General features: G+C 70.3%; 24 protein-coding genes and 2 pseudogenes. 16 read left to right on the plus strand and 10 right to left on the minus strand.

The genetic code is table 11. From position 1 onward, the window contains the following. Nucleotides 1–543 precede the first annotated feature (543 nt). Both ACN28I_RS47755 and ACN28I_RS47760 read right to left on the minus strand, forming a co-directional pair. Nucleotides 544–2,330: pseudogene (locus ACN28I_RS47755) on the minus strand (thiamine pyrophosphate-requiring protein). A 118-nt stretch (nucleotides 2,331–2,448) separates the two neighbouring features. After that, nucleotides 2,449–4,485 (minus strand): heparinase II/III domain-containing protein, encoded by a 2,037-nt coding sequence (locus tag ACN28I_RS47760; protein ID WP_420948507.1) that lies wholly within the window; start codon nucleotides 4,483–4,485, stop codon nucleotides 2,449–2,451. Nucleotides 4,486–4,679: 194 nt separating this feature from the next. Between ACN28I_RS47760 and ACN28I_RS47765 the strand changes: the two genes are divergently transcribed. Further along, nucleotides 4,680–4,886: a hypothetical protein gene (locus ACN28I_RS47765; RefSeq protein WP_420948508.1), complete on the plus strand. Its 207-nt coding sequence runs from the start codon at nucleotides 4,680–4,682 to the stop codon at nucleotides 4,884–4,886. A 303-nt stretch (nucleotides 4,887–5,189) separates the two neighbouring features. On the opposite strand, the gene ACN28I_RS47770 is transcribed toward ACN28I_RS47765, so the two are convergent. Then, the gene (locus tag ACN28I_RS47770) at nucleotides 5,190–6,011 is read right to left on the minus strand and encodes a mechanosensitive ion channel family protein (protein ID WP_420948509.1); all 822 of its coding nucleotides are present in this window, start codon (nucleotides 6,009–6,011) and stop codon (nucleotides 5,190–5,192) included. Nucleotides 6,012–6,438: 427 nt separating this feature from the next. Here ACN28I_RS47770 and ACN28I_RS47775 point away from each other — a divergent pair, with 427 nt between their 5' ends. Continuing rightward, nucleotides 6,439–8,382 carry a glycoside hydrolase family 15 protein gene (locus ACN28I_RS47775; protein ID WP_420948510.1) on the plus strand — a complete coding sequence of 648 codons (1,944 nt, stop codon included), beginning with the start codon at nucleotides 6,439–6,441 and terminating at the stop codon, nucleotides 8,380–8,382. A gap of 15 nt (nucleotides 8,383–8,397) precedes the next feature. On the opposite strand, the gene ACN28I_RS47780 is transcribed toward ACN28I_RS47775, so the two are convergent. Together ACN28I_RS47780 and rpmF are read right to left on the minus strand one after the other, a co-directional pair. Continuing rightward, nucleotides 8,398–8,802: a DoxX family protein gene (locus ACN28I_RS47780; RefSeq protein WP_420948511.1), complete on the minus strand. Its 405-nt coding sequence runs from the start codon at nucleotides 8,800–8,802 to the stop codon at nucleotides 8,398–8,400. Between the two features lie 118 nt (nucleotides 8,803–8,920). Further along, nucleotides 8,921–9,109 (minus strand): 50S ribosomal protein L32, encoded by a 189-nt coding sequence (gene rpmF, locus ACN28I_RS47785; protein ID WP_047856808.1) that lies wholly within the window; start codon nucleotides 9,107–9,109, stop codon nucleotides 8,921–8,923. A gap of 250 nt (nucleotides 9,110–9,359) precedes the next feature. Here rpmF and plsX point away from each other — a divergent pair, with 250 nt between their 5' ends. The 10 genes from plsX to ribD all read left to right on the plus strand — a co-directional run bounded on the left by plsX (nucleotide 9,360) and on the right by ribD (nucleotide 18,405). Then, nucleotides 9,360–10,424 carry a phosphate acyltransferase PlsX gene (gene plsX / locus ACN28I_RS47790; protein WP_420948512.1) on the plus strand — a complete coding sequence of 355 codons (1,065 nt, stop codon included), beginning with the start codon at nucleotides 9,360–9,362 and terminating at the stop codon, nucleotides 10,422–10,424. A 47-nt stretch (nucleotides 10,425–10,471) separates the two neighbouring features. Then, nucleotides 10,472–11,455, plus strand: coding sequence for a beta-ketoacyl-ACP synthase III (locus ACN28I_RS47795; protein WP_420948513.1), 984 nt, complete (start codon nucleotides 10,472–10,474; stop codon nucleotides 11,453–11,455). A gap of 30 nt (nucleotides 11,456–11,485) precedes the next feature. Continuing rightward, a complete protein-coding gene (gene fabD, locus ACN28I_RS47800; RefSeq protein WP_420948514.1) occupies nucleotides 11,486–12,418 on the plus strand; it encodes an ACP S-malonyltransferase in 933 nt (310 codons plus the stop codon). 1 nt (nucleotide 12,419) lies between these two features. Further along, a complete protein-coding gene (fabG, locus tag ACN28I_RS47805) occupies nucleotides 12,420–13,166 on the plus strand; it encodes a 3-oxoacyl-[acyl-carrier-protein] reductase (protein WP_420948515.1) in 747 nt (248 codons plus the stop codon). A gap of 105 nt (nucleotides 13,167–13,271) precedes the next feature. Further along, nucleotides 13,272–13,514, plus strand: coding sequence for an acyl carrier protein (gene acpP / locus ACN28I_RS47810; RefSeq protein WP_375772602.1), 243 nt, complete (start codon nucleotides 13,272–13,274; stop codon nucleotides 13,512–13,514). A gap of 77 nt (nucleotides 13,515–13,591) precedes the next feature. Beyond that, nucleotides 13,592–14,848 carry a beta-ketoacyl-ACP synthase II gene (gene fabF, locus ACN28I_RS47815; protein ID WP_420948516.1) on the plus strand — a complete coding sequence of 419 codons (1,257 nt, stop codon included), beginning with the start codon at nucleotides 13,592–13,594 and terminating at the stop codon, nucleotides 14,846–14,848. Between the two features lie 99 nt (nucleotides 14,849–14,947). Further along, nucleotides 14,948–15,397, plus strand: coding sequence for a ribose 5-phosphate isomerase B (gene rpiB / locus ACN28I_RS47820; RefSeq protein ID WP_420948517.1), 450 nt, complete (start codon nucleotides 14,948–14,950; stop codon nucleotides 15,395–15,397). A gap of 32 nt (nucleotides 15,398–15,429) precedes the next feature. Next, nucleotides 15,430–16,686: a serine hydroxymethyltransferase gene (gene glyA / locus ACN28I_RS47825; protein WP_420948518.1), complete on the plus strand. Its 1,257-nt coding sequence runs from the start codon at nucleotides 15,430–15,432 to the stop codon at nucleotides 16,684–16,686. Nucleotides 16,687–16,728: 42 nt separating this feature from the next. Further along, nucleotides 16,729–17,226 (plus strand): transcriptional regulator NrdR, encoded by a 498-nt coding sequence (gene nrdR / locus ACN28I_RS47830; protein WP_047856817.1) that lies wholly within the window; start codon nucleotides 16,729–16,731, stop codon nucleotides 17,224–17,226. 6 nt (nucleotides 17,227–17,232) lie between these two features. Beyond that, the gene (ribD, locus tag ACN28I_RS47835; protein WP_420948519.1) at nucleotides 17,233–18,405 is read left to right on the plus strand and encodes a bifunctional diaminohydroxyphosphoribosylaminopyrimidine deaminase/5-amino-6-(5-phosphoribosylamino)uracil reductase RibD; all 1,173 of its coding nucleotides are present in this window, start codon (nucleotides 17,233–17,235) and stop codon (nucleotides 18,403–18,405) included. Nucleotides 18,406–18,427: 22 nt separating this feature from the next. On the opposite strand, the gene ACN28I_RS47840 is transcribed toward ribD, so the two are convergent. Next, entirely contained in the window at nucleotides 18,428–18,925 is a 498-nt protein-coding gene (locus tag ACN28I_RS47840; RefSeq protein ID WP_420948520.1) for a PilZ domain-containing protein, read from the minus strand. Between the two features lie 274 nt (nucleotides 18,926–19,199). After that, on the minus strand, nucleotides 19,200–19,355 hold the full coding sequence (locus ACN28I_RS47845) for a hypothetical protein (RefSeq protein ID WP_420948521.1): 156 nt from the start codon (nucleotides 19,353–19,355) through the stop codon (nucleotides 19,200–19,202). A 209-nt stretch (nucleotides 19,356–19,564) separates the two neighbouring features. Between ACN28I_RS47845 and ACN28I_RS47850 the strand changes: the two genes are divergently transcribed. The 4 genes and pseudogenes from ACN28I_RS47850 to ACN28I_RS47865 all read left to right on the plus strand — a co-directional run bounded on the left by ACN28I_RS47850 (nucleotide 19,565) and on the right by ACN28I_RS47865 (nucleotide 24,972). After that, nucleotides 19,565–20,326 (plus strand): cytochrome P450, encoded by a 762-nt coding sequence (locus ACN28I_RS47850; RefSeq protein ID WP_420948522.1) that lies wholly within the window; start codon nucleotides 19,565–19,567, stop codon nucleotides 20,324–20,326. 91 nt (nucleotides 20,327–20,417) lie between these two features. Continuing rightward, a pseudogene (locus tag ACN28I_RS47855) lies at nucleotides 20,418–24,065 on the plus strand (tetratricopeptide repeat protein); the annotation flags it as partial. A 124-nt stretch (nucleotides 24,066–24,189) separates the two neighbouring features. After that, entirely contained in the window at nucleotides 24,190–24,441 is a 252-nt protein-coding gene (locus ACN28I_RS47860) for a sigma factor-like helix-turn-helix DNA-binding protein (RefSeq protein WP_420948864.1), read from the plus strand. Between the two features lie 66 nt (nucleotides 24,442–24,507). Next, a complete protein-coding gene (locus tag ACN28I_RS47865) occupies nucleotides 24,508–24,972 on the plus strand; it encodes an SRPBCC family protein (protein ID WP_420948523.1) in 465 nt (154 codons plus the stop codon). Here ACN28I_RS47865 and ACN28I_RS47870 read toward each other — a convergent pair. The 3 genes from ACN28I_RS47870 to ACN28I_RS47880 form a co-directional block, all read right to left on the minus strand. Continuing rightward, entirely contained in the window at nucleotides 24,945–25,532 is a 588-nt protein-coding gene (locus ACN28I_RS47870) for a YfhO family protein (RefSeq protein ID WP_420948524.1), read from the minus strand. The genes ACN28I_RS47865 and ACN28I_RS47870 overlap by 28 nt on opposite strands. A gap of 284 nt (nucleotides 25,533–25,816) precedes the next feature. Next, nucleotides 25,817–26,491, minus strand: a complete 675-nt coding sequence (locus ACN28I_RS47875; RefSeq protein WP_420948525.1) for a hypothetical protein — start codon at nucleotides 26,489–26,491, stop codon at nucleotides 25,817–25,819. Next, nucleotides 26,481–26,981, minus strand: a 501-nt coding sequence (locus ACN28I_RS47880; RefSeq protein WP_420948526.1) for a hypothetical protein, incomplete at its 5' end; no start/stop codon positions are given. The genes ACN28I_RS47875 and ACN28I_RS47880, both read right to left, overlap by 11 nt.

Here is a 26,981-nt window from a genome sequence, read left to right on the forward strand (position 1 = left end):
GAGGGAGTGGACAGCCCCTGGATGTGACCGGAAGTGCGAGTACAGGCCCAAGCCCTCCGCCTCGCCCCTGAGGGGAGTGCCGCCTGAGCAGGCGTGTGAGATTGCCAGGCTTCCCAGGTTGTCCCCGACGGATTCGAACCCGTTGGGGAGAAGGTCGTGCGCTGGATTGACACCTTCCCGGCGCTCAGTCGCCACGCCTCAGCAGCCACTCCTCGACCTGCTGAACCAATTCCGACAACGTACGCGTCTCGTAGGTGCGGAGTGGGTGAGCCCAGTCCTGGTTCCGGAGCAAGACCGCTCGGAAACCTCCTTCAGGTCTGCTGTCTGGATACCACCCCACGTCCAGCAGGAGTCCACGGTGGAGCTCACGCAGTTGGAGGAGATCCTCCGTGAAAAAGCACCAGAGTGGATCCTCCGCGCCCAGCAGGGAGGGCTCCAACTGCCTCAGTTCGTTGTGATCGACAGCCCAGCTTCCGGGAATCCGGAGGGGCTGGCGGGGCAGCTGGGCTGTGACTGCATTCTCGGCTATCGTGATTCCCAAGGCTAATCCTTCCGGGGCTTGAGCTGCTCCATCATGCCCTTGATGGATTGCTTGAGGATGCCGCCGGTGTCCACGTCCCGCTTGAGCATGGACTGGGCGAAGTGCTTCGCCTGCTCGAGGGAGATATGCGGGGGAAGGGGCGGCACGTTCGGATCCACGTATGCCTCCAGGACGACGGGCTTGTTCGCGCTCAGGGCCTCATCCCACGCGCGGGCGAGCTGCTCGGGCCGGTCCACCCGGATGCCCTTGAGCCCCAGTGAATCCGCGTACCGCGCATAGGGGAAGTCGGGCAGGTCCTGCGTGGCCGGGAGCTTCGGATCGCCCGCCAGCACGCGCTGCTCCCACGTCACCTGGTTGAGGTCGCGGTTGTTGAGCACCAGCACGATGAAGCGCGGGTCCGTCCACTCCTTCCAGTACTTGGCCACGGTGATGAGCTTCCGCGTTGCCATTCATCTGCATGGCGCCGTCGCCCACCATGGCGATGACGGGCCGGTGCGGGAACGCGAACTTGGCGCCAATCGCATACGGCACGCCGCAGCCCATGGTGGCCAGGTTGCCCGACAGTGACGCCATCATCCCCTTGCGCACCTTGAGGTCGCGCGCATACCAGTTCGTCGCCGAGCCCGAGTCCGCGGTGAGGATGACCTCGTCGGGCAGCTTCGGAGACAGCTCCCAGAAGACACGCTGCGGGTTGATGGGGTCCGCGGCCGTCATCGCCTGTCCTTCCATCGCCTTCCACCACTGGCGGATGCCTTTCTCCAGGGACTCGCGCCAGCTCCGGTCCTCCTTGCGCTTGAGCAGGGGAATCAGCGCCCGGAGCGTCTCCTTGGAGTCCCCCGTGAGGGGCACCTCCATGGGGTAGCGGATGGCGAGCATGCGGCCGTCCAGGTCAATCTGCACGCCGCGCGCCTGCCCATCCGGGGGGAGGAACTCCGAGTAGGGGAAGCTGGTGCCCACCATGAGGAGCGTGTCGCAGCCCATCATCATGTCCCAGCTCGGCCGGGTGCCCAGCAGGCCGATGGCGCCGGTGACGAAGGGCAGGTCATCGGGCAGCACCGCCTTGCCCAGCAGCGCCTTGGCCACGCCCGTGCCCAGCAGGTCCGCCACCTCGATGATCTCCTCCGCGGCCCCCAGCGCCCCCGCGCCCACCAGCATCGCCACCTTCTTGCCCGCGTTGAGCACGTCCGCCGCGCGCCGGAGATCCTTCTCCTGGGGAATCACCCGCGGCTCGCAGTAGCCCACGCTGGAGTGGATGGAGCCGTGCTTGTGCGGGGGAGACTGGTAGGGCTCCTCCTGCACGTCGTTGGGGATGATGACGCACGTCACGGTGCGCTCGGCCCGGGCGATGCGCAGGGCCCGGTCCACCGCGTGGCGGATGGCCGAGGGGTGGCTGACCTGGGTGACGTACTCGGAGGCCACGTCCTTGAAGAGCGAGACCAGGTCCACCTCCTGCTGGTAGTGGCCGCCCAGCCCCATGCTCTTCTGCTGGCCCACGATGGCCACCACGGGCTGGTGGTCCAGCTTCGCGTCATAGAGGCCGTTGAGCAGGTGGATGGCCCCGGGGCCCGAGGTGGCCAGGCACACGCCGGGCTCGCCGGTGAACTTGGCGTGGGCGCACGCCATGAAGGCCGCCATCTCCTCGTGGCGCGTCTGGATGAACTGGAGGCTCCGAGTTGCGCCCGAGCGCGCCGAGGATGCCGTTGATGCCGTCGCCCGGGTACCCGTAGATGCGGCGGACGCCCCACTGCGTGAGGCGATAGAGCAGGTAGTCGCTGACGGTGGCACTCATCGGGGCTCCTCATCCTTCGAGCGGTGGTGTTGCCCCGTTCAACCTGGACATCCCCGGCGAGGCCGTGAAAGGCGCGCAGCCGACGTCCCGCCGGGCGCCTCCTCGCCCGTCCCCTGGCTCAGCGCGCGGGCGGGCGTGTCCGCCGACGCCGGCAGCGGGAGAGCACTCCGCCCAGGGCGAGCAGGCCCCAGGTGAAGGGGAGCTGCCTTCCGCCCGTGGTGGCACAGGACGGGCCCACCCGGAAGCGGGAGGCCTCGGGCTCCTCGAGGGGCGGCATCGCCGAGCCCGGGCCTTCCGGGAACGCGTGCTCGCCGTCATGCGGAGACGAGGGCTCGAGGATGGCCGGGGCGGGGGACGCGGGGAGGGCCGGAGGCGTGGCGCCGGTGGGCAGCGGCGCGTCGGTCTTCCCCACCACGATGGCGTCGCCCTCGCGATGGAAGGGGACCTCCACGCCGTTCCACAGGACGCGGGTGGCGCGGGGCGCATGGATGCGGGGCGTGCCCTGGCCGTTCCCGGACAGCCGTACCGTCTCGGTTGCGAGCCCGTCCGCTTCCAGCACCCGGATGGCGTCCGCATGGCTGATGAGCGTGCGCGAGGCATCGGAGAGGCTCGTGCCCTGGACCAGCAGCGCGCGGGTGGGCGTGGTGCCCTCGTAGCGCACGACTCCGGCGAGGCCCGTCAGCCGGAAGCCTCCCGCATCGCGGCTCTGCCCGGGAAGGTCGTTGAAGAGGGCGTAGACGGTGGAGGTGCCCTCGGTCACCTTCAATCCGGCATCGGGCGTGCGGGCATCGAGCGCCTTCACCACCGGGCGCGAGGCCCAGGCCGACTCCGGCGTGGGCACCAGGGCGGTGAGGAAGGTGACGTTGGCGGCGGCGGTGGTGGGCTTCACCTCGGCGTTCGTGACGGCGCCGGTGGCGTTGAACTTCTGGATGTGGACGGGCCGCTGCTCGGTGAAGGAGACGTCGAAGGCCTCGGGGGCCACCACCGCGACGCCCAGCGCCTGCCCGTTCTCGCCGCGCCCATGGAGCCAGCCGCCCTCCCGGGACGCGCCATTCATGAAGTGGCAGGACCACCGGTACACGTGGGGGCGCGAGGCCTGCACCACGTCCCGCAGCACCACCCACTTGCGGTCGAGGAAGAGGGCATGGCGGTCCCAGCGGCGCAGCCCGAAGGAGGAGGCGTAGAGCGAGGCACCGTCGCCGATGGTGTAGCCGAAGTGCTCGCTGGAGCCGAAGAAGGGGATGCCGCCCTTGCGCTCGAGGTACCAGCCATAGGAGGCGGCGGAGTCGCTCCGGTCGCGCACGCCCTCGCCGAGCTGGCCCACGCCGTCGATGGTCAGCGAGTTGTGGAAGACGGTCTGGTTGGCGGCGGGCCCCGGCGAGCCCGAGTGGCCGATGTAGTAACCGGGGGCCTCGGGGGCCAGCCAGGAGCCCTGGCCGTACAGGTAGAAGCCGTTGTCGTCGGCGTGGTCGTGGCTGATGTTGAGGGTGCCGCGAGGCTCCATGCCGCTCTTCAGCCACTGCCACCCGGCCATGCCGCCATAGGGGCCGTTCTTGAGCGCGAACAGGAGCGAGCCCTTGTCCCATCCGCCGCGGAACACCGCCACCTGCTGGTTGTCGCCGTACCAGTCCAGCGGCAGCGTGCGCGGGTCCGAGGCACGCAGGGAGGCGTCGTAGAAGAGGAACTCGAAGACGCGCTGGTTGAGCTCGGGCGCGTAGCTGCTGAAGGTCGTGCCGCGCAGCCAGGTGTCCGCCGCGGCCTGGGCCACCGGATCCCGGTAGCGCATCGCGGCGTAGCGCAGGGGCATGAGTCCCATGTCCTTGCTGATGGCGTAGAAGTTCCCGTGGAGGAGCACGGACTGGTAGGGCCGCTCCGGGAGCTGGGTGGCGGCCAGGGCGCGGGGCATCGCCTTCACCAGGGCCAGGTCGCCCACGTTCGTGCCGGTGACGCGCTCGAGCGCGCTGACGAAGGGCAGGTGCCAGCTCAGCCCGTATGTGACGTAGCCGAAGCCCTCGTGCCAGAGGCCATCGGTGACCAGGTCCAACACCCGCTTCACCTTGCGCGCGTTGCCGGTGGCGAAGCTCCAGCCAGGGCTGGGTGGTGCTGTCCGGCAGGTCTCCCCGGGTGGCGAGCGCCGCGAGCCCGAGGGCGGCATGGTTCACCCAGTTGTGGTTCTGCATGTACTCGTCGGCCCACCACTCGCCGCCCTTGGAGGCCTGCATCAGGGCGTTGGCGTTCTGCTGGAGGGTGGCGCGGACGCGGGAGGCCTCGGTGGCGGAGAGCTTCGGGGCCACCAGATCGTAGGCCACCGCGACGCCTCCGAGCAGGTGCGCCTGGATGAGGTCATGCGTGCCGTCGAGGTCCAGGTTCCCCCAGGAGGAGACCGTCAGCAGCCAGCTCCTGGCCAGCTCGAGGTGGCGGGGGTCGGTGGAGAGCTGCCCCACGAAGGCGAGCACCACCAGCAGGTTGCCCACCTCGCGGCGATCCAACTGGAGCGTCTTCCCCGTCGTCTTCCAGGTAACGAGCCCCGAGGGCGAGACGGTGCTGTCCAGGTAGCTCGTCGCGCCCTTCAACAGGGGCTGGTAGATGGCCTGATGGGTCGTCTGGGCCTTCTGGCGCAGCGCCTCGACCTGGGAGGCCCCGAAGAAGAGGCTCGGGTGTGGCCCCGCGAGCGCGGGAAGGGACACCAGCAGGACCAGCCAGGGCGGAGCCCACCCACGCGTGAGGAAGTGCTTCATGCGGGGTGGATGCCACCCTTTATTCCGTCCATTTCACACACGGGGGCGGTGGAGGGCCCGCCCGCCAGGCCGGGGGTTGTCCCTCGGGCCCGGACGTGCTCCCCGGCCGTGCTCAGGAGACTCAGCCCGCCTTGGCGAGGAGCTGCTGGGCGGTCTGCTGGGGGACGGCGTAACCGGAGGCCATGAGGAGCTCCGCGACAGCCTGGGCGATGGCGGCCTGGGTCGGCCCGGCCTGGGTGGGCTTGCAGAACGCGCCCACGCCCAGCACGGGCCCGAGCGGGGTGAACTCCACCACCTCGACGCCGGGGGCGGGCTGTTCCTGGACCCCGGGCACCACCGCCACGCGCTCCTGCAGGGCGCGCATCATCGTGGGCACGTCCACGCCGTGCAGCAGCGGCACCTTGACGGTGACCTTGCGGTGCGCGTGGTGGGTGAAGTTGACGATGTTGTCGCCGAACATCCGGTTGTTGCCGACGGAGATGCGCAGGTTGTCGCCGGTGTCGATGGTGGTGGCGAACAGGCCGATCTCCTGCACGATGCCGGTGGCGCCGCCCGCGGAGATCTCATCCCCCACTCGGAAGGGGCGCAGCACGAGCAGGAAGACGCCCGCGGCGAAGTTGGCCAGCAGGCCGGACCAGGCCGTGCCGATGGCGATGCCCGCGGCCGCCAGCAGCGCGGCGAACGAGGTGGTCTCCACCCCCATCATGCCCAGGATGGCGAGCAGCAGGAGGATGGTGAGGGAGCCGGCGAAGAGCGACTCGATGTAGCGGATGAGCGTGGCGTCGAGCTGGCGCTTCTGCAGGCCGAGGTTCAGCACGCGCCGGAAGCCCGTGATGATCGTGCGGCCCACGAACCACAGCACCAAGGCGCCCACGGCCTTGAGGATGAAGGGGAGGGCCTCCGTGAGGGCCAGCGACTTCAATTGATTGATGATGGCTTCCATGGCGTTCCTGAGGAGGACGGCGTCTGATTATTGTTTGGGGTGAAAGTGTTTTTTAGAAAACGTTATGCAATCTATAGAAGCGGACCTCTCCGAGATAGGAGGGGGCAGGGTTTTCCAGGTCCTCAAAAAGCAGGACGTGCGCTCCTCACGCGGTGACTTCTGCACGGGCCAGGCCAGCGCGCCCGGCCCGTAAGCCCGCGAAGCCACGTGCTTCGGGTCCGGCGGTGGAAACGGGAGGCCGTGCTGACACGGCGGCTGACATGTCAGTCCGCGGGCTGACGCGTCAGCGCGGCCGGGAGCCTGGTGCTCGCATTTGATTCCCCAGCCTCGTGCGCTCGCGGCGTGGACGCCCGGCTGGTGTCCGCCCGGGCTGGTCTCACTGCCCGTGAGGGTCCCTACCCTTGGGGGATAGGAAAGGGCAGCGGGCATGGACCTCTACAGTGCCGCCAAGCGGATGAACCGGCCGTTCCGGTTCTCGAATCCGGCGTCGTACCGGGAGATCTCCCTGGCCAGCCGGGGGCTGATTGGCGACGGCATCTCGTGCGCCCTGGTCCGGCCCGATGGGGTCATCGACTGGCTCTGCTTCCCCCGCTTCGACAGCCCGAGCGTCTTCGCGGCGATCCTCGATGACGAGCGGGGCGGTTTCACCGGCATCACCCCGGCCGTCTGGCCCTTCGAGAGCCTGCAGCGCTACGACCCGGACACCAACGTCCTGGAGACGCTCTTCCGCGTCGAGCGCCAGGGCGTGGTGCGGATCATCGACTACATGCCGTGGACGAATGATCCCCGGGCCAGCATCCACGAGGTGCACCGGCGCATCGAGTGCGTGGAGGGCTCGCTGGAGCTGGATGTCGTCTTCGCGCCGCGGTTCCGGTACGGCGAGTCGGAGACGCGGCTGGATCGCGAGGAGCATGGCCTGGTCGCGCGCGGCTCCCTCGGCGAGCGGATGGTCGCGGTTCTCGAGGGAGAGGCGCGCTGGGAGTCCGAGGGCACGGCGGGCATGCGGGCGCGCATCCGGCTCGGCAGGGGAGAGCGGCGCTGGATGATCCTCGCCTGGGATTCGGAGCATCCGGAGCCCGTCGCCGCGTACCGGCCCTACGAGCTGCTCCGGGCCACGCGCCAGGCCTGGCGGGACTGGTCCCGGCAGCTCCAGTACGAGGGTCCCTGGCGGCACCATGTGCTGCGCTCGGCGCTGGCGCTGAAGCTGCTCATGTACGCCCCCACCGGCGCCGTGGTGGCCGCGGCCACCACCTCGCTTCCCGAGTGGATTGGAGGGCCTCGCAACTGGGACTACCGCTATAGCTGGGTGCGTGACGCGGCCATGGCGGTGCGGGCCACCAACCTGATCGGCTACCCGGACGAGTCCCGCGAGTTCTTCCACTTCGTGCGCGACACGTTGAAGCACGGCGATCCCCTCCAGGTGATGTACACGCTGGATGGGGGCCCGGTCCCCGAGGAGCGGATCCTCCAGCACCTGTCCGGCTTCCAGGGCTCGAGCCCGGTGCGCATCGGCAACGACGCGCGGGATCAGCTCCAATTCGACACCGCCGGCGCGCTGCTCGACGCGGCCTACCTCTACGAGCGGTTCGGGGGCCGGCTGCCGCTGCGTACCTGGGCGCTGCTCAAGCGTGTCATCGAGACCACCGCCCGCCGCTGGCGCGAGCCGGATCACGGCATCTGGGAGCCGCGCCGGGAGAAGCGTCACAACGTGCACTCCAAGCTCATGTGCTGGTTGGCGCTCCACCGGGGCCAGCACCTCTCCCGGCTCTTCGCCGAGCCGGACCTCCAGGCCTTCTGCGCCCGCGAGGCGGAGCTCATCCGCCAGGACATCCTCCACCACGGCGTGGACCCCTCGGGCAGGCACTTCGTGGGCTTCTATGGCGGCAACGAGCCGGATGCCTCGCTGCTGCTGCTGCCCATCGCGGGGTGCTTCCGGGCCTGCGAGCCGCTCGTGCAGGGGACGATCGACTGGTTGCGCTCGGAGCTGGGCGCGGGCCGCTTCCTGCGCCGCTACCGGATGGACGATGGGGTGGCGGGACCGGAGGGTGGCTTCCTCCTGTGCGGCTTCTGGCTCGTGGAGGCGCTGGCGCTGTCCAACCGGCTGGAGGAGGCCGAGAAGGTCTTCATGTACCACGCGGAGGCGGCCAACCACCTCGGGCTGCTCGCCGAGGAGGTCCATCCCCTCACGCGCGAGCAGCTGGGCAACTTCCCCCAGGCCTTCAGCCACCTGGGGCTCATCAACGCCGCGGCGCGCATCGATCTGGCGCTGCGGATGCGGGACGAGGGCGAGCTGGCGCCTCCGCATCTGCTCGAGACCGAGCCGCCCGCCATCCCGGGCAGCTCCTGCCATGACTCCTGGCCCGGGCTGTGAGGGGGCCGGGGTCTCTCAGCCCATCGCGGGACGGGCTGCCGCCTGCGGCTCCGTGGCGCCACGCTCCCACCGGTGCCAGAGCTGGTGCGAGGTGAGCAGCACGCCGAGGATGACGAGCGGCGACACCACATTGCTCGCCGGGTCTCCCACGGCCGCGTGCGACACGGCGGCCGCCACGAGGTCGATGGCGAAACCCGCGTAGGCCCACTCGCGCAGCGTGCGCGGCACCAGCGGCACCAGCAGGGCCACCACGCCCAGCAGCTTCGCCGCGCCCAACAGGGTGCCGAAGTAGGCCGGGTAGCCGAGGTGGCGCATTCCCTCCAACGCCTGCGGGTTGCCGCTGACGGACATGAATCCCGAGAACGTCATCATCAGGCAGAACAGGCCCGTGATGGCCCAGTACGAGATCTTCAGCTTCATCTGTGGTGTGCCTCCCTGTGGCGCCGGGACACTAGGGCCGTTTGCTCCAAAGCAGAAAGGCCGCCCCTCGCGAGAGGGAGCGGCCTTCGTGCCTTCCAGTGCAACTGGAGTCAGGTGATCAAGCCTGAGCGCCCGGCACCGTCTCGCGGCCCTTGTAGTGGCCGCACGCCGCGCAGGCGCGGTGCGGAAGCACCGGCTCCTTGCAGTTGGCGCACTGGATCACCTGCACCGCGCTCCGCAGGTTGTTGTTGGCCGCCCGGCGGCGGTCACGACGCATCTTGGACGTACGCTTCTTGGGAACACCCACGGCTCACCTCTATATCGTCACGGCCCTGGACTCCGGGGCTTCCCCACCAGTCCCGACCGGCAAAAACTCGGAAGGCGGCGGACCCTAGCCGCTCAAAGCGTGTGAGTCAACGCGCCTGTGCGGGGTTCGCCGTGCCCTGTCCAACCCCGACCTGGCCGCCCACATTCTTATGTCCCGGGGCCCGGAGGTGTCCACCTGCCTGCTCTCCGTGCTCCCAGCCCCCGGGCGTCCATGGAAGGATGCGCCCGCGATGAGGCTCGTCCTGGATGCGATGGGGGGTGACCATGCCCCCGCGGCCCCCGTGGAGGGGGCCCTGTTGTTCGCGCGCGAGCACCCGGCGCATGAAGTGGTGCTGGTGGGGGACCTGGCGCGCCTGCGCGAGCCCCTGGCCCGGGCCGGGGGACTGCCGCCCAACGTCCGCCTCCACCCCGCCTCCCAGGTGGTGGAGATGGAGGATCACGCGATCTCCGCCATCCGCCGCAAGAAGGACTCCTCCCTGCGGGTGGGGTTCGAGCTGGTACGCCGGGGGGAGGCGGAGGCGCTGGTGTCGGCGGGGCACTCGGGGGCGGTGATGGCGGGAGGGCTGCTGGTGCTGGGCCGTATCCCCGGGGTGGAGCGTCCGGCCATCGCCACGCTGCTGCCGGCCCTGGAGGGGGTCGGGCGCTGCCTGCTGCTGGACGCCGGGGCCAATGTGGAGTGCCGGCCCGTCCACCTCGCCCAGTGGGCGGTGCTGGGGGCCGCCTACGTGCGTGCCCGCCTGGGCATCCCCCGTCCCCGGGTGGCGGTGCTCTCCAATGGAGAGGAGCCCTCCAAGGGCACCTCCCTCACCCGCGAGGCCTCCGAGCTGCTGCGGGCCTCGGATCTGGACTTCACCGGCTACGTGGAGGGGAAGGATCTCTTCTCCGGGGACGTGGAGGTGGTCGTCACCGACGGCTTCACCGGCAACGTGGTCCTCAAGACGTCCGAGGGGGTGGCGGCGGCCGTCACGGGGCTCTTGCGCTCGGCCATCGAGCGGCGCGGGGGCATCCCGGAGAAGCTGGGCGCGATGTTGCTCCAGCCCACCTTCGCCGGCCTGAAGAAGGTGATGGACTACGCCGAGTATGGCGGTGCGCCCCTGCTGGGGATCGAAGGCGTGGGCATCGTGGCGCATGGCCGCAGCTCGCCCCGAGCGCTCCAGAAGGCCCTGGAGGCCGCTCTGCAGACGGCCCAGGCCGGTTTGCACACCGAGTTGACGCGTTGCATCGCGGACGCCGCCGCCTGGCTTCCTGCCCGGCAGCGGGGAAAGGGGGCGACAGCCGACGCCTTTTCCGATTAGAGAGCGCGCCCGAGGCGTTCGTGTCCGGTACACCCACAGGGGGCACCTTGGCACGCACGCAAATCATCGGTACCGGCTCGTACGCACCGGAGAAGGTCCTGACCAACGCCGACCTCGAAAAGATCGTCGACACGACGGACGAGTGGATCACCGCGCGTACCGGGATCCGCAAGCGCCGGGTGGCGGCTCCGGGCGAGGCGACCAGTGACATGGCCGTGCAGGCGGCCCGGCGGGCGCTGGAGATGGCGGGTGTCCAGCCGGAAGAGCTGGGGCTCATCGTGGTGGGCACCGTGACGCCGGACATGCCCATGCCCTCCTGCGCGGCCGTGGTGCAGGCCAAGCTGGGCGCGAAGAACGCCTTCGCCTTCGACATCTCGGCGGCCTGCTCCGGCTCGCTCTACGCCCTCAACGTGGCGGACCAGTTCATCCGGAACGGTCAGGTGAAGCGGGCCCTGGTCATCGGCGCCGAGATGCTCAGCCGGGCGGTCAACTGGGAGGACCGGAACACGTGCGTGCTCTTCGGGGACGCGGCGGGCGCCATGGTGCTCGCGCCCACCGAGGACGCGGAGCGCGGGTTGCTCTCCACGCACCTGTACACGGACGGCTCCTTCGCGGACATCCTCTGCATCCCGGGGGGTGGCACGAGCAAGCCCACCTGCGAGGCGGTGCTGAAGGAGAAGCTGCACACGCTGCACATGAATGGCCGCGAGGTCTTCAAGTTCGCGGTGCGCGCGCTGGCGGACTCGACGCACACGGCCCTGAAGGCCAACGGGCTGCACGTGCGGGACGTGGATCACGTCATTTCGCACCAGGCCAACATCCGCATCCTCGAGGCGGTGCTCCAGCGGCTGGAGCTGCCGGTGGAGAAGTGCTGGCTCAACCTGCACGAATACGGCAATACGTCCTCCGCGTCGCTGCCCATGACGCTGGACGAGGCCAACCGCGCCGGCCGGCTCAAGCAGGGGGACGTGGTGGCGATGATGGCCATCGGCGCGGGGATGACGTGGGGCAGCGCGGTGATGCGCTGGTGAGGCGCTGGTAATCAGGGAGGGAGCAGGAGCATGTCGAAAATCGCGTTCGTCTTCCCCGGGCAGGGCAGCCAGGCTGTCGGCATGGGGAAGGACCTGTACGAGAAGTTCCCCGAGGCCCGGGCCGTCTTCGAGGCGGCCGACGCGGCGCTGGGCGAGAAGTTCTCCCAGATGCTGTTCGAGGGACCGGAGGCCTCGCTGAAGCAGACGGCCAACACGCAGCCGGCCATCCTCACGGTGTCGGTGGCGGCCCATGCCGTCTTCTCCAAGCGGGGACCGGTGCCGGCCTTCGTGGCGGGACACTCGCTGGGGGAGTACTCGGCCCTGGTGGCGGCGGGGGCGCTGGACCTGGCGGACGCGGTCCGGGCGGTGCGGGCCCGCGGCACCTTCATGCAGGAGGCGGTGCCCGAGGGCGTGGGCGCCATGGCCGCGGTGATGGGCCTGGAGCCGGCCAAGGTGAAGGCGGCGTGCGACGCGGCGGGCGAGGGCCAGGTGGTGTCCCCGGCCAACTACAACTCGCCGGAGCAGACGGTCATCGCGGGCAATGCCCAGGCCGTGGAGCGGGCCATCGCGAAGGCGAAGGAGCTGGGGGGCAAGGCGAAGCTGCTGCCGGTGTCCGCCCCCTTCCACTGCGCGCTGATGGAGCCGGTGAAGCCGCGGCTGGCCGAGGTGCTGGCGAAGGTGAAGGTGTCCGCCCCCTCCGTCCCGGTGGTGACGAACGTGGAGGCCGCCCCCAACAGCGACGCGGCCCGCGTGGTGCCGCTGCTGCTGGAGCAGGTGAGCTCCTCGGTTCGCTGGGTGGAGAGCATCCAGGCCCTCCAGGCGCAGGGCGTGACGCGCGTCATCGAGCTGGGCCCCGGAAAGGTGCTCAGCGGACTCATCAAGCGCATCACCAAGGACATCGAGTCGTTCAACGTGGAAGATTCCGCGAGCCTGGAGAAGACCCTCGCGGCACTGGGAGCCTGAGATGAGCGCGTTCAAGGACAAGGTGGTGCTGGTGACGGGCGGCTCGCGAGGCATCGGCCGCTCCATCGCGGTGGGCTTCGCGAAGCAGGGCGCCACGGTGGTCATCAGCTACGCGGGCAACGAGGCGGCGGCGCAGGAGACCCTGGGCCTCCTCCAGGCGGCCGGGGCCAAGGCCGAGGCGGTGCGCTTCGACGTGGCCGACTCCACCGCCTGCGCCAGCGCCGTGGAGAACGTCGTCAAGACGCACGGCCGCCTGGACGTGCTCGTCAACAACGCGGGCGTGGCCGTGGACGGCCTGGTCATGCGCATGAAGGACGAGGACTGGGACAAGCAGCTCGACACCAACCTCAAGGGCGCCTTCGCCCTCATCCGCGCCGCCAGCCGGCCGATGATGAAGCAGAAGGGCGGCTCCATCATCAACCTGACCTCCGTGGTCGGGGAGATGGGGAACGGCGGACAGGCCGCCTACTCGGCTTCCAAAGCGGGCCTCATCGGCCTGACCAAGTCCGTGGCCCGCGAACTGGCCAGCCGGAACATCCGCGTCAACGCCGTGTCCCCGGGTTTCATCGGCACGGACATGACTTCGCACCTCGGCGGGGAGACGCGGGAGAAGATGGAGGCCGCCATTCCCCTCGGCCGCCTGGGCTCCCCGGAGGACGTGGCCAACGCCGTCCTCTTCCTCGCCAGCGATTCCGCCGCCTACATCACCGGAGAAGTCCTGAAGGTGAACGGCGGCATGTACATGTAGCCAAGGGTTGGATCGGCGACGGTCGTGGGTTATACCGCGCCCACCTTTACATAGGTCCGGGGAGTATGCCGGGCCGCCACGTGGTTCCTGGAGGGTTCAATACCTATGTCGACTTCTGCTATCGAGGCCAAGGTCAAGAACATCATCGCCGATCAGCTGGGCGTGGGGGAGGACGAGATCAAGCCGGAGTCCTCCTTCATCGAGGACCTGGGCGCGGACAGCCTCGACATCGTGGAGCTGGTGATGGCGATGGAGGAGGAGTTCGAGGTCGAGATCCCCGACGAGGAGGCCGAGAACATCAAGACCGTCGGCGACGCCATCAACTACATCAACACCCACAAGAAGTAGGCATCACCGTAGGGCCGGGGAGCGCTGGTCCCGCCCAGCGTTCCATGGCAGCAGCGCGTATTTGAGTGGAGAGCAACGTGTCAAACCGACGAGTCGTCATCACCGGCACCGGAATCATCACGGCCCTGGGTACCGGTACCGAGAAGAACTGGCAGGCGATGCTCGCCGGCAAGTCTGGAATCAGCACCATCACCCGTTTCGATACGAAGAAGATCGACACCAGCTTCGCTGGTGAGGTGAAGGACTTCCAGCCCGAGGAGTTCATCGACAAGCGCGAAGTGCGCCGGATGGACCTGTTCTCCCAGTACGCGCTCGCCGCGGCCGACATGGCCGTGAAGGAGAGCGGCCTGCCCGTCGGGCCGGACGCGCCCCACGGCTATGCGCCCGAGAAGGTGGGCGTCATCGTCGGCTCGGGCATTGGTGGCCTGTCCTCGCTCGAGGAGCAGCACCGCAAGGGGCTGGAGAAGGGGTTCGACCGTCTGTCGCCCTTCTTCATCATCCAGATGATCATCAACATGGCGCCTGGCCTCATCTCCATGCGCTATGGCTGCAAGGGGCCCAACTGGGCGCCCGTGTCCGCCTGCGCCACCAGCGCCCACGCCATCGGCGAGGCCTGGAAGTCCATCCGCCTGGGTGAGACGGACGCGGTCATCGCCGGAGGCTCCGAGGCCGCCATCACCCCGCTGGGCATGGGTGGCTTCTCGGTGATGAAGGCGCTGTCCAACCGCAACGGGGACCCGTCCGCGGCCAGCCGGCCGTTCGACAAGGACCGCGACGGTTTCGTGATGGGCGAGGGCGCGGGCATCATCGTGCTCGAGGAGATGGAGGCCGCGAAGAAGCGCGGTGCCAACATCCTGGCGGAGCTGGTGGGCTACGGGGCCAACTCGGACGCGCACCACGTGACGCAGCCGGCCCCCGAGGGCGAGGGGGCGGCGCGCTGCATGCGTCTGGCGCTCCAGTCCGCGGGGATGAACCCCGAGGACGTGGGCTACATCAACGCGCACGGCACCTCGACGCCGTTCAACGACGCCAACGAGACGAAGGCCATCAAGGCCGTCTTCGGGGCGCACGCCCGCAAGGTGGCCGTGTCCTCCACCAAGTCCATGACCGGCCACATGCTGGGCGCGGCCGGTGGTGCCGAGGCCGTGGTGGCCGTGCAGACGCTGCTGCGCGGCGTCCTCCCGCCGACCATCAACTACACCACGCCGGATCCGGATTGCGATCTGGACTACGTGCCCAACCAGGCGCGGGAGCAGCGCGTGGACGCGGTGATGAGCAACTCGTTCGGCTTCGGCGGCACCAACGCGGTGCTCGTCTTCAAGCGCTTCAAGTAGAACACCCCGCCACTCCCTCTCCCGCCGGGAGAGGGCCGGGGTGAGGGTAGGGCGGCTCCCGGGTTGCCCCCCGTGTCCGCGTGGAGGAGGGTGGCTCACGTGAAGGTCATCATCGCGTCGGATCATGCGGGCCTGGAGTTGCGCCGCGAGCTCGTGAGCGCACTCCAGGAGTTGCGCGTCGAGGTCGAGGACGTGGGGCCCACCACGAACGCCTCGGTGGACTACCCGGACTTCGCCAGGACCGTCTGCAAGGCCGTGGCCGCGGGCGAGTACTCGTACGGCGTGCTGGTGTGCGGAACCGGGATTGGCATGAGCATCACGGCCAACAAGTACCGGGGCATCCGCGCGGCGCTGTGCACCAGTGAATTCGAGGCGCGCATGACGCGGGCCCACAACGACGCCAACGTGCTGTGCCTGGGCCAGCGCGTCGTCGGAGCGGGCCTGGCGCGCAGCATCGTGGAGGCCTTCGTGGCCACGCCCTTCGAGGGCGGCCGGCACCAGAAGCGCCTGGACAAGATTCGCGAGGCCGAGTCCGAGAGCGGACGCTGAGGCCCTCGTTCCCACCCGAGGAGAGCGTGTCCATGGAGAACATCCGTAAGCTGGCCGAGGTCGATCCGGAGATTGCCAAGGTCGTTCACGAGGAGACGCGCCGCCAGGAGGAAGGCCTGGAGCTGATCGCCTCGGAGAACTTCGTGAGCCCCGCCGTGATGGAGGCGATGGGCTCGGTGCTGACGAACAAGTACGCCGAGGGCTACCCCGGCAAGCGCTACTACGGCGGTTGCGAGGTGGTGGACGTGGCGGAGAACCTCGCCATCTCCCGCGCCAAGGAGCTGTTCGGCGCCGACTACGTCAACGTCCAGCCGCACTCGGGCAGCCAGGCCAACATGGGCGCCTACATGGCGCTGATGAAGCCCGGTGACACCCTCCTCTCGTTGGACCTGAACTCGGGAGGCCACCTCACCCACGGCGCCGCGTTCAACTTCTCCGGCAAGCTCTACAAGATCGTCCACTACGGGCTGACGCGGGACACCGAGACGCTGGACTACGCGCAGGCCGCGGCGCTCGCCAAGGAGCACAAGCCGAAGGTGGTGGTGGTGGGCGCCTCGGCGTACCCGCGCACCATCGACTTCGCGAAGTTCCGCGAGATCGCCGACAGCGTGGGCGCGGCGATGATGGTGGACATGGCGCACATCGCCGGCCTGGTGGCCGCGGGCGTGCACCCCTCGCCGGTGCCCCTGGCGGACATCGTCACCTCCACCACGCACAAGACGCTGCGCGGCCCGCGTGGCGGCCTCGTGCTGAGCAAGGAGCAGTACGGCAAGACGCTCAACAGCCAGATCTTCCCGGGCATCCAGGGCGGTCCGCTGATGCACGTCATCGCCGCCAAGGCCGTGGCCTTCCGCGAGGCGCTCACCCCCGAGTTCAAGGCCTACCAGCGGCAGATCGTCGCCAACGCCCAGGCCCTGGCCGAGGCGCTCCAGCGCGGCGGCCTGCGGCTGTGCTCGGGCGGCACGGACAACCACCTGATGCTGGTGGACCTGCGCCCCAAGAACCTCACCGGCAAGGTGGCCGAGGAGGTCCTGGGCAAGGCCGGCATCACGGTGAACAAGAACATGATTCCCTTCGACCCGGAGAAGCCCATGGTGACGTCGGGCGTGCGCGTCGGCACGCCGGCCGTCTCGGCTCGCGGGATGAAGGAGGCGGAGATGGCCACCATCGGCGCCTTCCTCGTGGAGGCGTTGGATCACGCGTCGGACGAGAATCGGCTGGCCAGCATCCGCGGGCGCATCCAGGAGTTCACCCGGAGCTTCCCGCTCTACGCCTCGCGGCTGAAGTAACCTTCCTCCCTCTCTCCCTCGGGGAGGGGGAGGCCCCCCACCATGCGTTGCCCCTTCTGCCAGGACGCCGAGAACAAGGTCATCGACTCGCGCGAGTCTCACGAGGGGTCCGTCATCCGCCGGCGCCGCGAGTGCCTGCAGTGCAAGCGGCGCTTCACCACGTACGAGCGGGTGGAGGAGCTCTACCCGCTCATCGTGAAGAAGGACGGGCGGCGCGAGACGTTCGACCGGGACAAGCTGCTGGCCGGGCTGAAGAAGGCCTGTGAGAAGCGGCCGGTGTCGGCGGATCAGCTCGAGGAGACGGTGGTCGCCATCGAGCGGCTGCTGCAGGGCATGGGGGAGAAGGAGGTGCCCTCGTCGGTCATCGGCGAGGAGGTGATGCGCCGGCTGCACGGGCTGGACGAGGTGGCCTATGTCCGCTTCGCCTCCGTGTACCGGAGCTTCCGCGACATCTCCGAGTTCATGGAGGAGCTGAAGGATCTGCTGTCGGACCGGACGCGGGAGCTCAAGCCACCGCGTCCCGCGGGCAAGGACGGTTGACGGGCGATGCGGCTCTTGACGCGAGCGCGGATGCAGCGGCGCACTCCCAGGGCGAAGCGCGCGGCGGACTTCGACCGGGCAGTGGCGGAGTTCTTCATGCGCCTGGCGCTGGAGGAGGCCGCGAAGGGACTCGGCCGCACCAGCCCCAACCCGGTGGTGGGCGCGGTGCTGGTGAAGGGTGGCCGCATCATCGCGCGCGGCTACCACCGGCGGGCCGGTACGGCGCACGCCGAGGTGGTGGCGCTGGAGGCCGCGGGCGCCAAGGCGCGCGGCGCGGATCTCTACACGACGCTGGAGCCGTGCGACCACTACGGGCGCACCCCGCCGTGCAGCCAGGCCGTGCTCGATGCCGGCGTGCGCCGCGTCTTCGTCGGCTCGTCCGACCCCAACCCCAAGGTGAATGGCAAGGGCGTGGCCCGGCTGCGGCGCGCGGGCGTCGAGGTGGTCACCGGCGTCCTCAAGGAGGAGGCCGACACGCTCAACCGGCCCTTCTTCAAGGCGATGAGCACCGGCCTGTCCTACGTCACGCTCAAGGCGGCGGTGACGCTGGATGGCAAGCTCGCCACCGCCACCGGTGACTCGCGCTGGGTGACGGGAGAGCAGGCCCGGGCGTGGGTGCACCGGCTGCGCAACCAGGTGGACGTCATCCTCGTGGGCGCCACCACCGTCGAGCGGGACAATCCGCAGCTCACCACCCGGCTCGCCGAGGGCGGCGGGAAGGATCCGGTGCGCGTGGTGGTGGACTCGCACCTGCGCCTGTCTCCGAAGCTGACCGTCTTCACCCAGCGCTCCCCGGCCCGCACCGTGGTGGCCACGCTGGAGGACCCCGCCAGCCGCAAGGCGAAGCGCTTCCTCGCCGCGGGCACCGAGGTCTGGCGGATGCCCGGCAAGCGCGGCCGCGTGGACCTCGAGGCGTTGATGCGCCGCCTCGCCAAGGAGGGCCTCAACCACGTGCTGGTGGAGGGTGGGGCGGAGATGTACGGCTCGTTCCTGCGCGAGTCGCTGGCGGACGAGCTGCTGCTCTTCGTCGCCCCCAAGCTCATCGGCAGCGAGGGCCTGTCCTGGTCGGGCTCGCTGGGCGTCAAGCAGATGGGCCGTGCCCTGACGGTGGGCAAGCTCTCCTTCGAGCAGGTCGGCGAGGATCTGCTGCTCCGGGCCCGGCTCTCCGAGCCGAAGTGAAGGCCCGGGCCCGCGCGGCCGCTCAGGCGACGATGTAGCCGAGCGCCAGATCGAAGATCAGCATCTCCAGCCGCTCCTGGTCCTCGTCGCTCACGTCCAAGAAGGAGAAGGAGACGCGCTGGGTGCCCTGCTCCGAAGGCGGGGCGGCCGTGACGACGCGCGCCCGGCCCACCACGGGCGACTCCTCCTGCCCGGGCATCCACAGCACGAAGCCGCCGAGCACGCCCTCGCCGGGCGCGCCCGTCAGCAGGCACGAGAAGCCCCCGGAGGAGATGTCCAGGGTGCGGCTGCGCAGGGCGCCGGAGCGGAAGCTCACGTCCACGTGCATCCCCTTGGGCACGCGGAAGTTGCGCCGGGCGCTGGCCCCGGGTTGCAGGTTGTGGCCCTGGGCCGCGAGCAGCGAGCGGGCGAGCTGTTCGCGAGCCTCCAGGTAGAGCGCGCGCTCATCGCTCGTGTGCAGCCGACGGCGCGCCCGCTCGTGCAGCTCCCGGAAGTTCGTCAGCCAGACGGACAGATCCATGCCATCCATTATAGCGTTTTTCAGGACATTTCCGGAACCCGGGGCTCTCGCCGGGCAGTGGAGGCCCCCGTTACCCCGGGCTCCTGGACTGTCTCTCCTCGGCCGCAGGAGATTGACGGTCCCCCCAGGGTTTCCCCCCAAGGAGTGTCCCGATGTCCACCCCCCCGACGAACCCCGAGGCCCGCCCCGCGGTGCAGTTCAACCCGTACGCGCCCGGGTACGACGCCCATCCGCATCCCACGCTCGCGAAGCTGCGGGCGGAGGCGCCGATCTTTTACTGGGAGCAGGGCCGTGGCTGGATCATCACCCGGTACGACGATGCCATCGCCGTGCTCCGCGACAACAAGCGGTTCTCCTCCAGCCGGGCGGACTGGGAGTTCGCCGCGATGGCGGGCTCCACCGGGATGATTCCCGAGCTCGTGGAGCTCAACAAGTACTCGCTGCTCTCGCTGTCCGGCCAGGATCATGCCCGGGTGCGCAAGTTCGTCAGCCCCGCGCTCACCCCGCGCGCCGTCGAGCGGCTCCGGCCGGAGATCCAGGCCATCGTCGATGAGCTCCTCGACGCCGCGGCCGCCAAGGGCAGCCTCGACGTGGTGTCGGAAGCTCGCCGAGCACGTCCCGTCCCGCGTCATCGGCACCATGCTGAAGATGCCCAAGGGCCAGGAGGCGCTCTTCCTGCGCTTCACGTACGCGGTGGTCAAGAGCATCATCCCCAGCCTGCTTCGCCCCGAGGAGGTGCCGGCGCTGCGCACCGACCTCGCCGAGGGCGTCCGGCTGCTCCATGCGACGATCGAGGAGCGGCGCCGCAACCCCCTGGAGAACGACATCCTCACCACCCTCATCCAGACCAAGGAGCAGGGCGACAGGCTCAGCACCCAGGAGCTCCTCTCGCTGGTGTCCAGCCTCATCGTGGGTGGCTTCGAGACCACCATGCACCTGATCGCCTTCACCGTGTTCCACCTCCTGCAGCGGCCCGAGGTGCTCGCGCAGGTGAAGGCCGAGCCCGAGCTCCTCAAGAACACCATCGAGGAGGTGCTCCGCTTCGACCACTTCGGCAAGGTGGGCGTCTCCCGCTACCCGCTCGAGGACGTGGAGGTGGGCGGGGTGAAGATCCGCAAGGGGCAGATGCTCCTCATCCTGCTCACCAGCATCCAGCGCGACGAGACCGCCTTCGACAAGGCCAAGGTCTTCGACGTGCGGCGCAACACCAACGCGAGTCTCGCCTTCGGCCACGGCGCCCACTACTGCATCGGGGCGGGCCTGGCCCGGCTCGAGGTGCAGATCGCCGTGGGCTCGCTCCTCCAGCGCTTCCCGGAGCTGCGGCTGATCAAGCCCCCCTCGTTCGCTCCCCACCCCGTCATCCGCCAGATGAGAGACCTGGAAGTCAAGCTCTCCCCGTGAACCATAGGAAAATAAACTTTCCTTATCAGTGCCCTCAATCGGTTAGTTCCGTTACCCCGGAAATCCAAGACCCTGATAATTTGGGGTTTGGATGGGGTGCCCGGACGAAACGACGCTGAGCGACTTCCTGGTGGGACTGCTGCCGGAGGCGCGCAGGCAGGAGGTGCTGGCGCACGTGGAGGGCTGTCCCGGGTGCCAGCGGGCGCTGGCGGCGGGCGGTGACTCCACGCCGGCGGCCGGTGTCCCGGAGGTGTGCGCGGCGGAGAGCAACGCGCCGCTGGCCCGGGGCGCCACCCTCTCGCGGTACGTGGTGCTGGAGCGGCTCGGCTCCGGGGCCATGGGGGTGGTGTACGCGGCGTATGACCCCGAGCTGGACCGGCAGGTGGCCCTCAAGCTGCTGCGCCCCGAGGGCCGCCGTGTGGAGGAGCTGCGGCTGCGGCTGCTGCGCGAGGCCCAGGCGCTGGCCCGGCTCTCCCATCCCCATGTCGTCGCCGTGCACGACGTGGGGATGTGCGGCGACGGCGTCTTCCTGGCGCTGGAGCTGGTGGACGGCACCACGCTGGCGGACTGGTTGAAGGAGCCGCGGCCCTGGCGCGAGGTGCTGCGGGTCTTCCTGGACGCGGGGCGGGGGCTGGCGGCCGCGCACGCGGCGGGACTGGTGCACCGGGACTTCAAACCCGCCAACGTGCTGGTGGGCCGGGATGGCCGGGCGCGGGTGACGGACTTCGGGCTGGCCCGTCCCGCCCGGCGTGCGGGCGCGCTCCCGGAGACGCCCCTCGCGCAGGTGCCCGTGCCGGAGGAGGACTCCCTCGAGGTGCTCACCCGGACGGGCGCGCTGCTGGGGACGCCCGCCTACATGGCTCCGGAGCAGCTCGAGGGCCAGGGGGTGGACGCACTCTCGGATCAGTTCAGCTTCTGCGTGGCCCTCTACGAGGCGCTCCACGGGGTGCGTCCCTTCGAGGGCCTGAGCCTGGCGGAGCTCGGCCGGGCCGCGCGGGAGGGCAGGGTGAAGGCGCCCGGGCGCGACACGAAGGTCCCCGCGCGGGTGCGGCACGCGGTGCTGCGCGGGTTGAGGCCCCGTCCCGAGGATCGCTTCCCCTCCATGGAGGCCCTGCTGGAGGCGCTCGCCCCGGGGCCCCGCCGCGTGCGCACCTGGGTGGCCGTGTCCGCCGCCACGGCCTGTCTGGTGGGCGTGGCCATGGGCTACGTGGTGGCGCACCGGCGCGAGGCGCGCTGCGCCCAGGAGGCGGAGAAGCTCGACGCGGCCTGGGGGCCCGAACGGCGGGAGCGGGTGCGCGCGGCCTTCCTCGCCACGGACAAGCCCTACGCCGCGGCCGCCTGGGAGAAGCTCTCCTCCGCGCTGGATGCGCACGCCTCCCTCTGGCGCTCGCTGCGGACCGAGTCCTGCGTGTTGGCGGACAAGGACTCCTCGGGCCTCGCCTGGCAGACGGCCGCGTGTCTCGATGCCCGGCTGTGGCAGTTCGCCGCCGTCACCGAGGTGCTGGAGAAGGCGGACGCGCAGACGGTGCAGAACGTGCCGCAGCTCGTGGCCTCCCTCGAGGGGCTCGCCGGGTGCAGGGACGCCCCGGCCAGCTCCACCCGGCCCCAGCCGCCCGAGGTGCTCCGCCCCCGCGTGGATGCCGCTCGCCGCAAGCTGGCCGAGGCCCGTGCCCGCATGGAAGCGGGCAGGCACGCCAAGGGCATCGAGATGACGTCGGGCCTCCTTCGGAGATCGACGCGCTCGACTACCGTCCGTTGGAGGCGGAGGTGCTCCTGCTCCACGGCCAGCTCCACGGCCACGCCGGCAAGTCGAAGGAGGCCGAGGACATCCTCTACCGCGCCCTCTGGGCCGCCAAGGCCGGCCGCGACGATGAGACGGTGGCGCGCGTGGGTCCTCCTCGTGTGGATTGTGGGGGATCAGATGGCGCGGGTGGGGGAGGCGGATCGGCTCGTCCAGCACGCCCGGGCCGTGGTGGAGCGGCTGGGGCGGGAGCGCTTCCCGGCCATCGCCACGGATCTCCACCTGCGGCTGGGAGGGGTGCGGCTGGTGCAGGGCAAGCTGGAGCAGGCGGACGAGGAGTTCTCCCAGGGCCTGGAGCTGTCGCGCAAGACGTACGGGCCCGACAGCCTGCGCACCTCCTATTTCTTTTCCAGCCTGGGCCGGGTCCGCTCCCGCCAGGCACGGCCCGCGGAGGCGCTCGCGCTCTACCGTCAGGCCCAGGAGCTGCGCGAGCGCCTCTGGGGCTCCGAGCACCCCGCGCTCGCCCTCAACCTCAGCAACCTCGCCACGGAGCTGCTGGCCCTGGGACGGCGCGAGGAGGCGGTCGCCGCCTGGCGCCGCTCCCTGGCGCTCCTGGAGACGTCGCGCTCCCCGGACCATCCCAGCCTCGGCCCCCCGCTCAACAACCTCGGCGCGGCCTTGCGCGCTCAGGGCCGGCTGGACGAGGCCCGGCAGTACCTCCAGCGGGCGCTCGCCATCTTCGAGCGCAGCAAGGGCCCGGACCACCCCAACACCGCCACCGCGCTCTGCGCGCTCGGGATGGTGGCCTACGACGCCCAGAATCTGGAGGAGGCGCTCGGCTACCAGCGGCAGGCCCTGGAGCGCATCCAGCGCGCGCTGGGTCCGGACTCCCCGCGGACCGCCGCGCCGCTGATGTACCTGGGGCTCGTCCAGCACCGGATGGGCCAGCTCGACGAGGCGCGGCGCCACCTGCTGCGCGCCCTGCGGCTGTGGGAGAAGGAGAACGGCCCGGACAGCGCCACGGTCAACAACGCGCTGCTGCCCCTGGCCCGGCTCGAGCTGACGGCGGGTTCGCCCCAGAAGGCGCTCGAGTACTGCCAGCGCGCCCTGGGGAACGATGAGCAGGTGCAGGGGACGGATACGCCGGACATGGCGGTGGATCTCACGTGCATCGCCGAGGCCCGGCTGGCGCTCGGTGACGCGGAGCAGGCCGTGCCGTTGCTCGAGCGCGCCCGGCGGGTCCACGCGCGGGCCCCGAGGGATCCGCTCGACGAGGCCTGGGGCTCCTTCCTGCTGGCCCGGGCCCTCGGAGAGCGGGAGCCCGCCGTGGAGCTTCGCGCGTGCCGCCGCGCTGGCGGAAGAGGCCCGGGTGCAGATGTCCCGCCTGGGCACGCGGGCGCGCCTGGAGCTGAAGCAGGTGATGGACTGGCAGGAGCGGCACCCGGCTCCGTCCTCGGTGGCCCAGAAGGCGGGGACGCCATGAGCGAGCCCCGGGAAGCGGATTCCCTCGCGGCGCTGCTGCGGGCCCAGGTGCCGCCCGAGCGGAGCGCCGGACTGGAGGCGGCGGAGGGCCTGGAGACGCTCCTGCGGGAGCTGCTGGAGAAGGGGAGGGGAGCGTGGCCCGCCGTCTCGCTCACGGCGGAGACCTTCGTGCGGCACCTGGCGCGGCACCTGCCCGCGGAAGGTGTCACCGAGGTGCTGCGCCAGCTCCATGGGGCCGATTTGTACCTCGCGTGCGCCTGCGCGGTGGGGGAGCGCCAGGCCCTGCTCGCCTTCGAGCAGCAGGTCCTCCAGAAGGTGCCCGCGCGGCTGGGGCAGGTCTCCGCGTCCACCGTGGACGAGGTGCTGCAGGTGATGCGCCAGCGGCTGCTGCTGGGCCGGGGCGACACGCCTCCGAGGATCGCCGACTACTCGGGCCGGGGACCGCTGCTGGCCTGGGTGCGCATCATCGGGGTGCGCATCGTGGGCGAGCTGGCGAGCCAGGACGAGCGCCAGGAGCTCTTCGACGAGCCGCCGGAGACGCTCGCGCGGATGCTGGCGCCGGACGACCCGGAGAAGGAGCCTCCTCAAGGAGGACTCACGCCAGGCGCTCGTCACCGCGCTGCGCACGGCCCTGGCCGTCATGCCCGAGCGGGAGCGGGCCCTGTTGCGCCTGCACCACATCCATGGCCTCACCATGGACCGGCTCGCGACGATGTACGGCGAGCCCCGCTCCAGCATCGCGCGCCGGGTGATGCAGGCCCGCGAGCGGTTGCTGAAGCTCACCCGGGGGGAGCTGGCCTCCCGGCTGAAGCTCGAGGGCTCCGAGCTGGAGAGCCTGCTGGGCCTGGTGCGCAGCCGGTTGGATCTCAGCCTCCACCGGTTGATGGATTGAGACGGGACTTGAGCCCGTCCGCGCGGGGCCGGTAGGGTGCCCGGCCCCTGTTGGCGGAGAGGACACATGCCCATCGAGTTCACCGTGCGCAAGGAGATCGCCGCGTCGCCGGAGCGGGTCTTCAGTGCCTTGAAGGACCTGGATGCCGCGAGCAAGTGGATGCCGAACCTGGTGGGCATCGAGAAGCTCTCGCCCGGGAAGTTCGGGGTGGGGACGAAGTGGCGCGAGACGCGGCGCATGTTCGGCAGGGAGGCCGGCGAGTTCTTCGAGGTCACCGGCCTCGAGCCCAACAAGTCGCTCGAGCTGTACGTGGACGGGACGCAGGGCAGCTCGAAGCGCGGGCACTACCGCTTCCGGTACCGGCTCGAGCCCGCGGGCGGGAAGACGGCCCTGACGATGGAGGCGGAGATCGGCGGGATGGGGTTCCTCCTGGAGCTGTTCGGCCGGCTCATGCTGGGCAGCTTCAAGAAGGCCATCGTCTCGGACCTGGAGGCGATGGTGGGCTACCTCGAGGGCCCGAAGAAGGCCTGAGCCCGCCTCCGGCGCTCCACGAGCACCGCGAGCCCGAGCAGCCCCAGGGTGCCGAGGGAGAGGAGCGCCCCGAGCCCCAGCCGCGGAGTGCGGTAGGTGAAGGAGACGCGGTGGGTGCCCGCGGGCACCCGCACCCCGCGCACCGCGAGGTTGGCGGGCAGGATGGGCGTGGGCTGTCCGTCCAGGGTCGCGCTCCACCCGTCGTAGAAGGCGTCGTTGAGCACCAGGGCCGCCGGGGTGCGTGCCTCCACCTCGAGCTCCACGGACTCCGGCGCGTAGTGGACGATGCGCACCTGGCCGGGCTCTCCCGTGGCGGGAGGTGACTCGTCGCGAGGCGTGCCGGGCGGGCACTCCAACACGGCCTGCTGGCCGGGGCGGAAGGAGCGCGAGAGCACGAGGGCACGCGCGGCGGGCTCGTCCGGCACGCAGACGGGCGTGGCCAGATAGGCACGAGGCAGCGTGTTGGGATTGCGCAGCAGCACCACGCCCGCCCCCACGCGGGGCTCCTTGGCGAGGATGACCTCCCGGTTGCCGGAGATTCTGCTGATAGGCCCGCGCATCCAGGGCCAGGTAGCGCACGTGGTAGAGGCCGGAGAGGCGTCCCACCCAGAGGCTGGCGGAGTCGGGGGTGTAGAGCAGCCCGGCCATGCGCCGGGAGGCGGCGGGGAGGTAGGGCCCGGCGCTCTCCAGGTGCCAGAGGGCGGGCGTGTCCGGCGAGAGCCCCACGGCGAAGTTGAGGGACATGAGGTCCACGGGATGGAGTCCCTCGGGCACGTGGCGCGGCGAGAGATTATCCGCGCCCCGAAGACACGCGGCCGCACCGGGCCCGCGTCCGCCTCCCGCTTCAGGATGCCTCCACGAAGGAGGTGGGCTGCTCCAGCACGTCCGTGAAGGTCACATGGTAGGTGCCCTCGTTGGCCTGGTAGAGGACGGCGAACTGGAGCCCGAGGATGGCCGCCGCGCACCGGGCCGGGGGGAGGGCTCGCGCGAGCACCACGCCCATGAGGCCGAGCGTGATGGCGCCCACCCCGGCGGCCTGGATGAAGTTGCCGTGGAGCACCTCCAGGATGGTGGGATCCGCCCTCTTCCAGAGGGAATGGAGCACCCCACGGGAGAACAGCCGCAGTTGCCACTCGCCCAGCGCGAGCAGCCCGCAGACCCCCGCGAGGACGAACCCGGCCCGGGCGAGGCGCCGTGCCACGGAGGGCTCGCGCAGGACGGCCTCCAGTCCGGCCCCCGCGCCGAGGGCGCACGGGAACAGGATGTAGGGCAGCAGCTTCTCCGGGTAGCGGAAGGCGTTCCAGAGGGGAATCCACTCGTAGAACCAGCGGTAGAGCGGCACCTGGTGCGCCATCGTCAGGGCGAGGATGGCGAGCGTGACGCCGGACACCTTCCACGTCAGCGGGTGGCGACGCCAGATCCACAGGGCGCCTCCCAGCAGCAGGACGGCCGGGAGCCCCATGTACACCGAGGACACCCAGAAGCCCCCCATGCCCGACTTGAACAGCTCATCGGCCATCACGCTGGAGGCCGCCGTCCCCGACTCCGGGTCGAGGTAGAGCGCCCCGAGGGCGAAGCTCGAGCAGCCGCAGGGGATGGAACGAGAAGTAGGTGGCCCACTGGGGCGTCGGGGCGCTGGGCCAGGCGTTCTTCACCGTGGTGAGGACGGGGAGGTATCTGCACCGCGGACAGCAGCGCGCCGAGCACGATGAGCAGGCCGGCCCGGGGCGCGGTCGCAGCGCGCCCGCGCGATCCGGGCGCAGCAGCACGAGCACCAGCAGCAGGCCGTTGCACAGGGCGAAGCTCTGGGCATCCCCGCTGAGGAGGACGAGGCTCAGCGGCAGCGCGGCGGCGGCGGCACGGCCCGCCAAGGGCGCGCGCAGGAAGCGCTCGGCGCCCCAGAGGGCCCAGGGGAAGGTGCTGGCCGCCATGAGGTAGAGCAGGTTGTTGCTGATGCCCACCATGTAGCCGCACAGCGCGTAGGTGAGCCCCGCCAGCAGCGCCGCCCA

This window comes from Archangium gephyra, from assembly GCF_049060025.1.
In the GTDB taxonomy this organism is placed as follows: Bacteria; Myxococcota; Myxococcia; order Myxococcales; family Myxococcaceae; genus Archangium; species Archangium gephyra_A.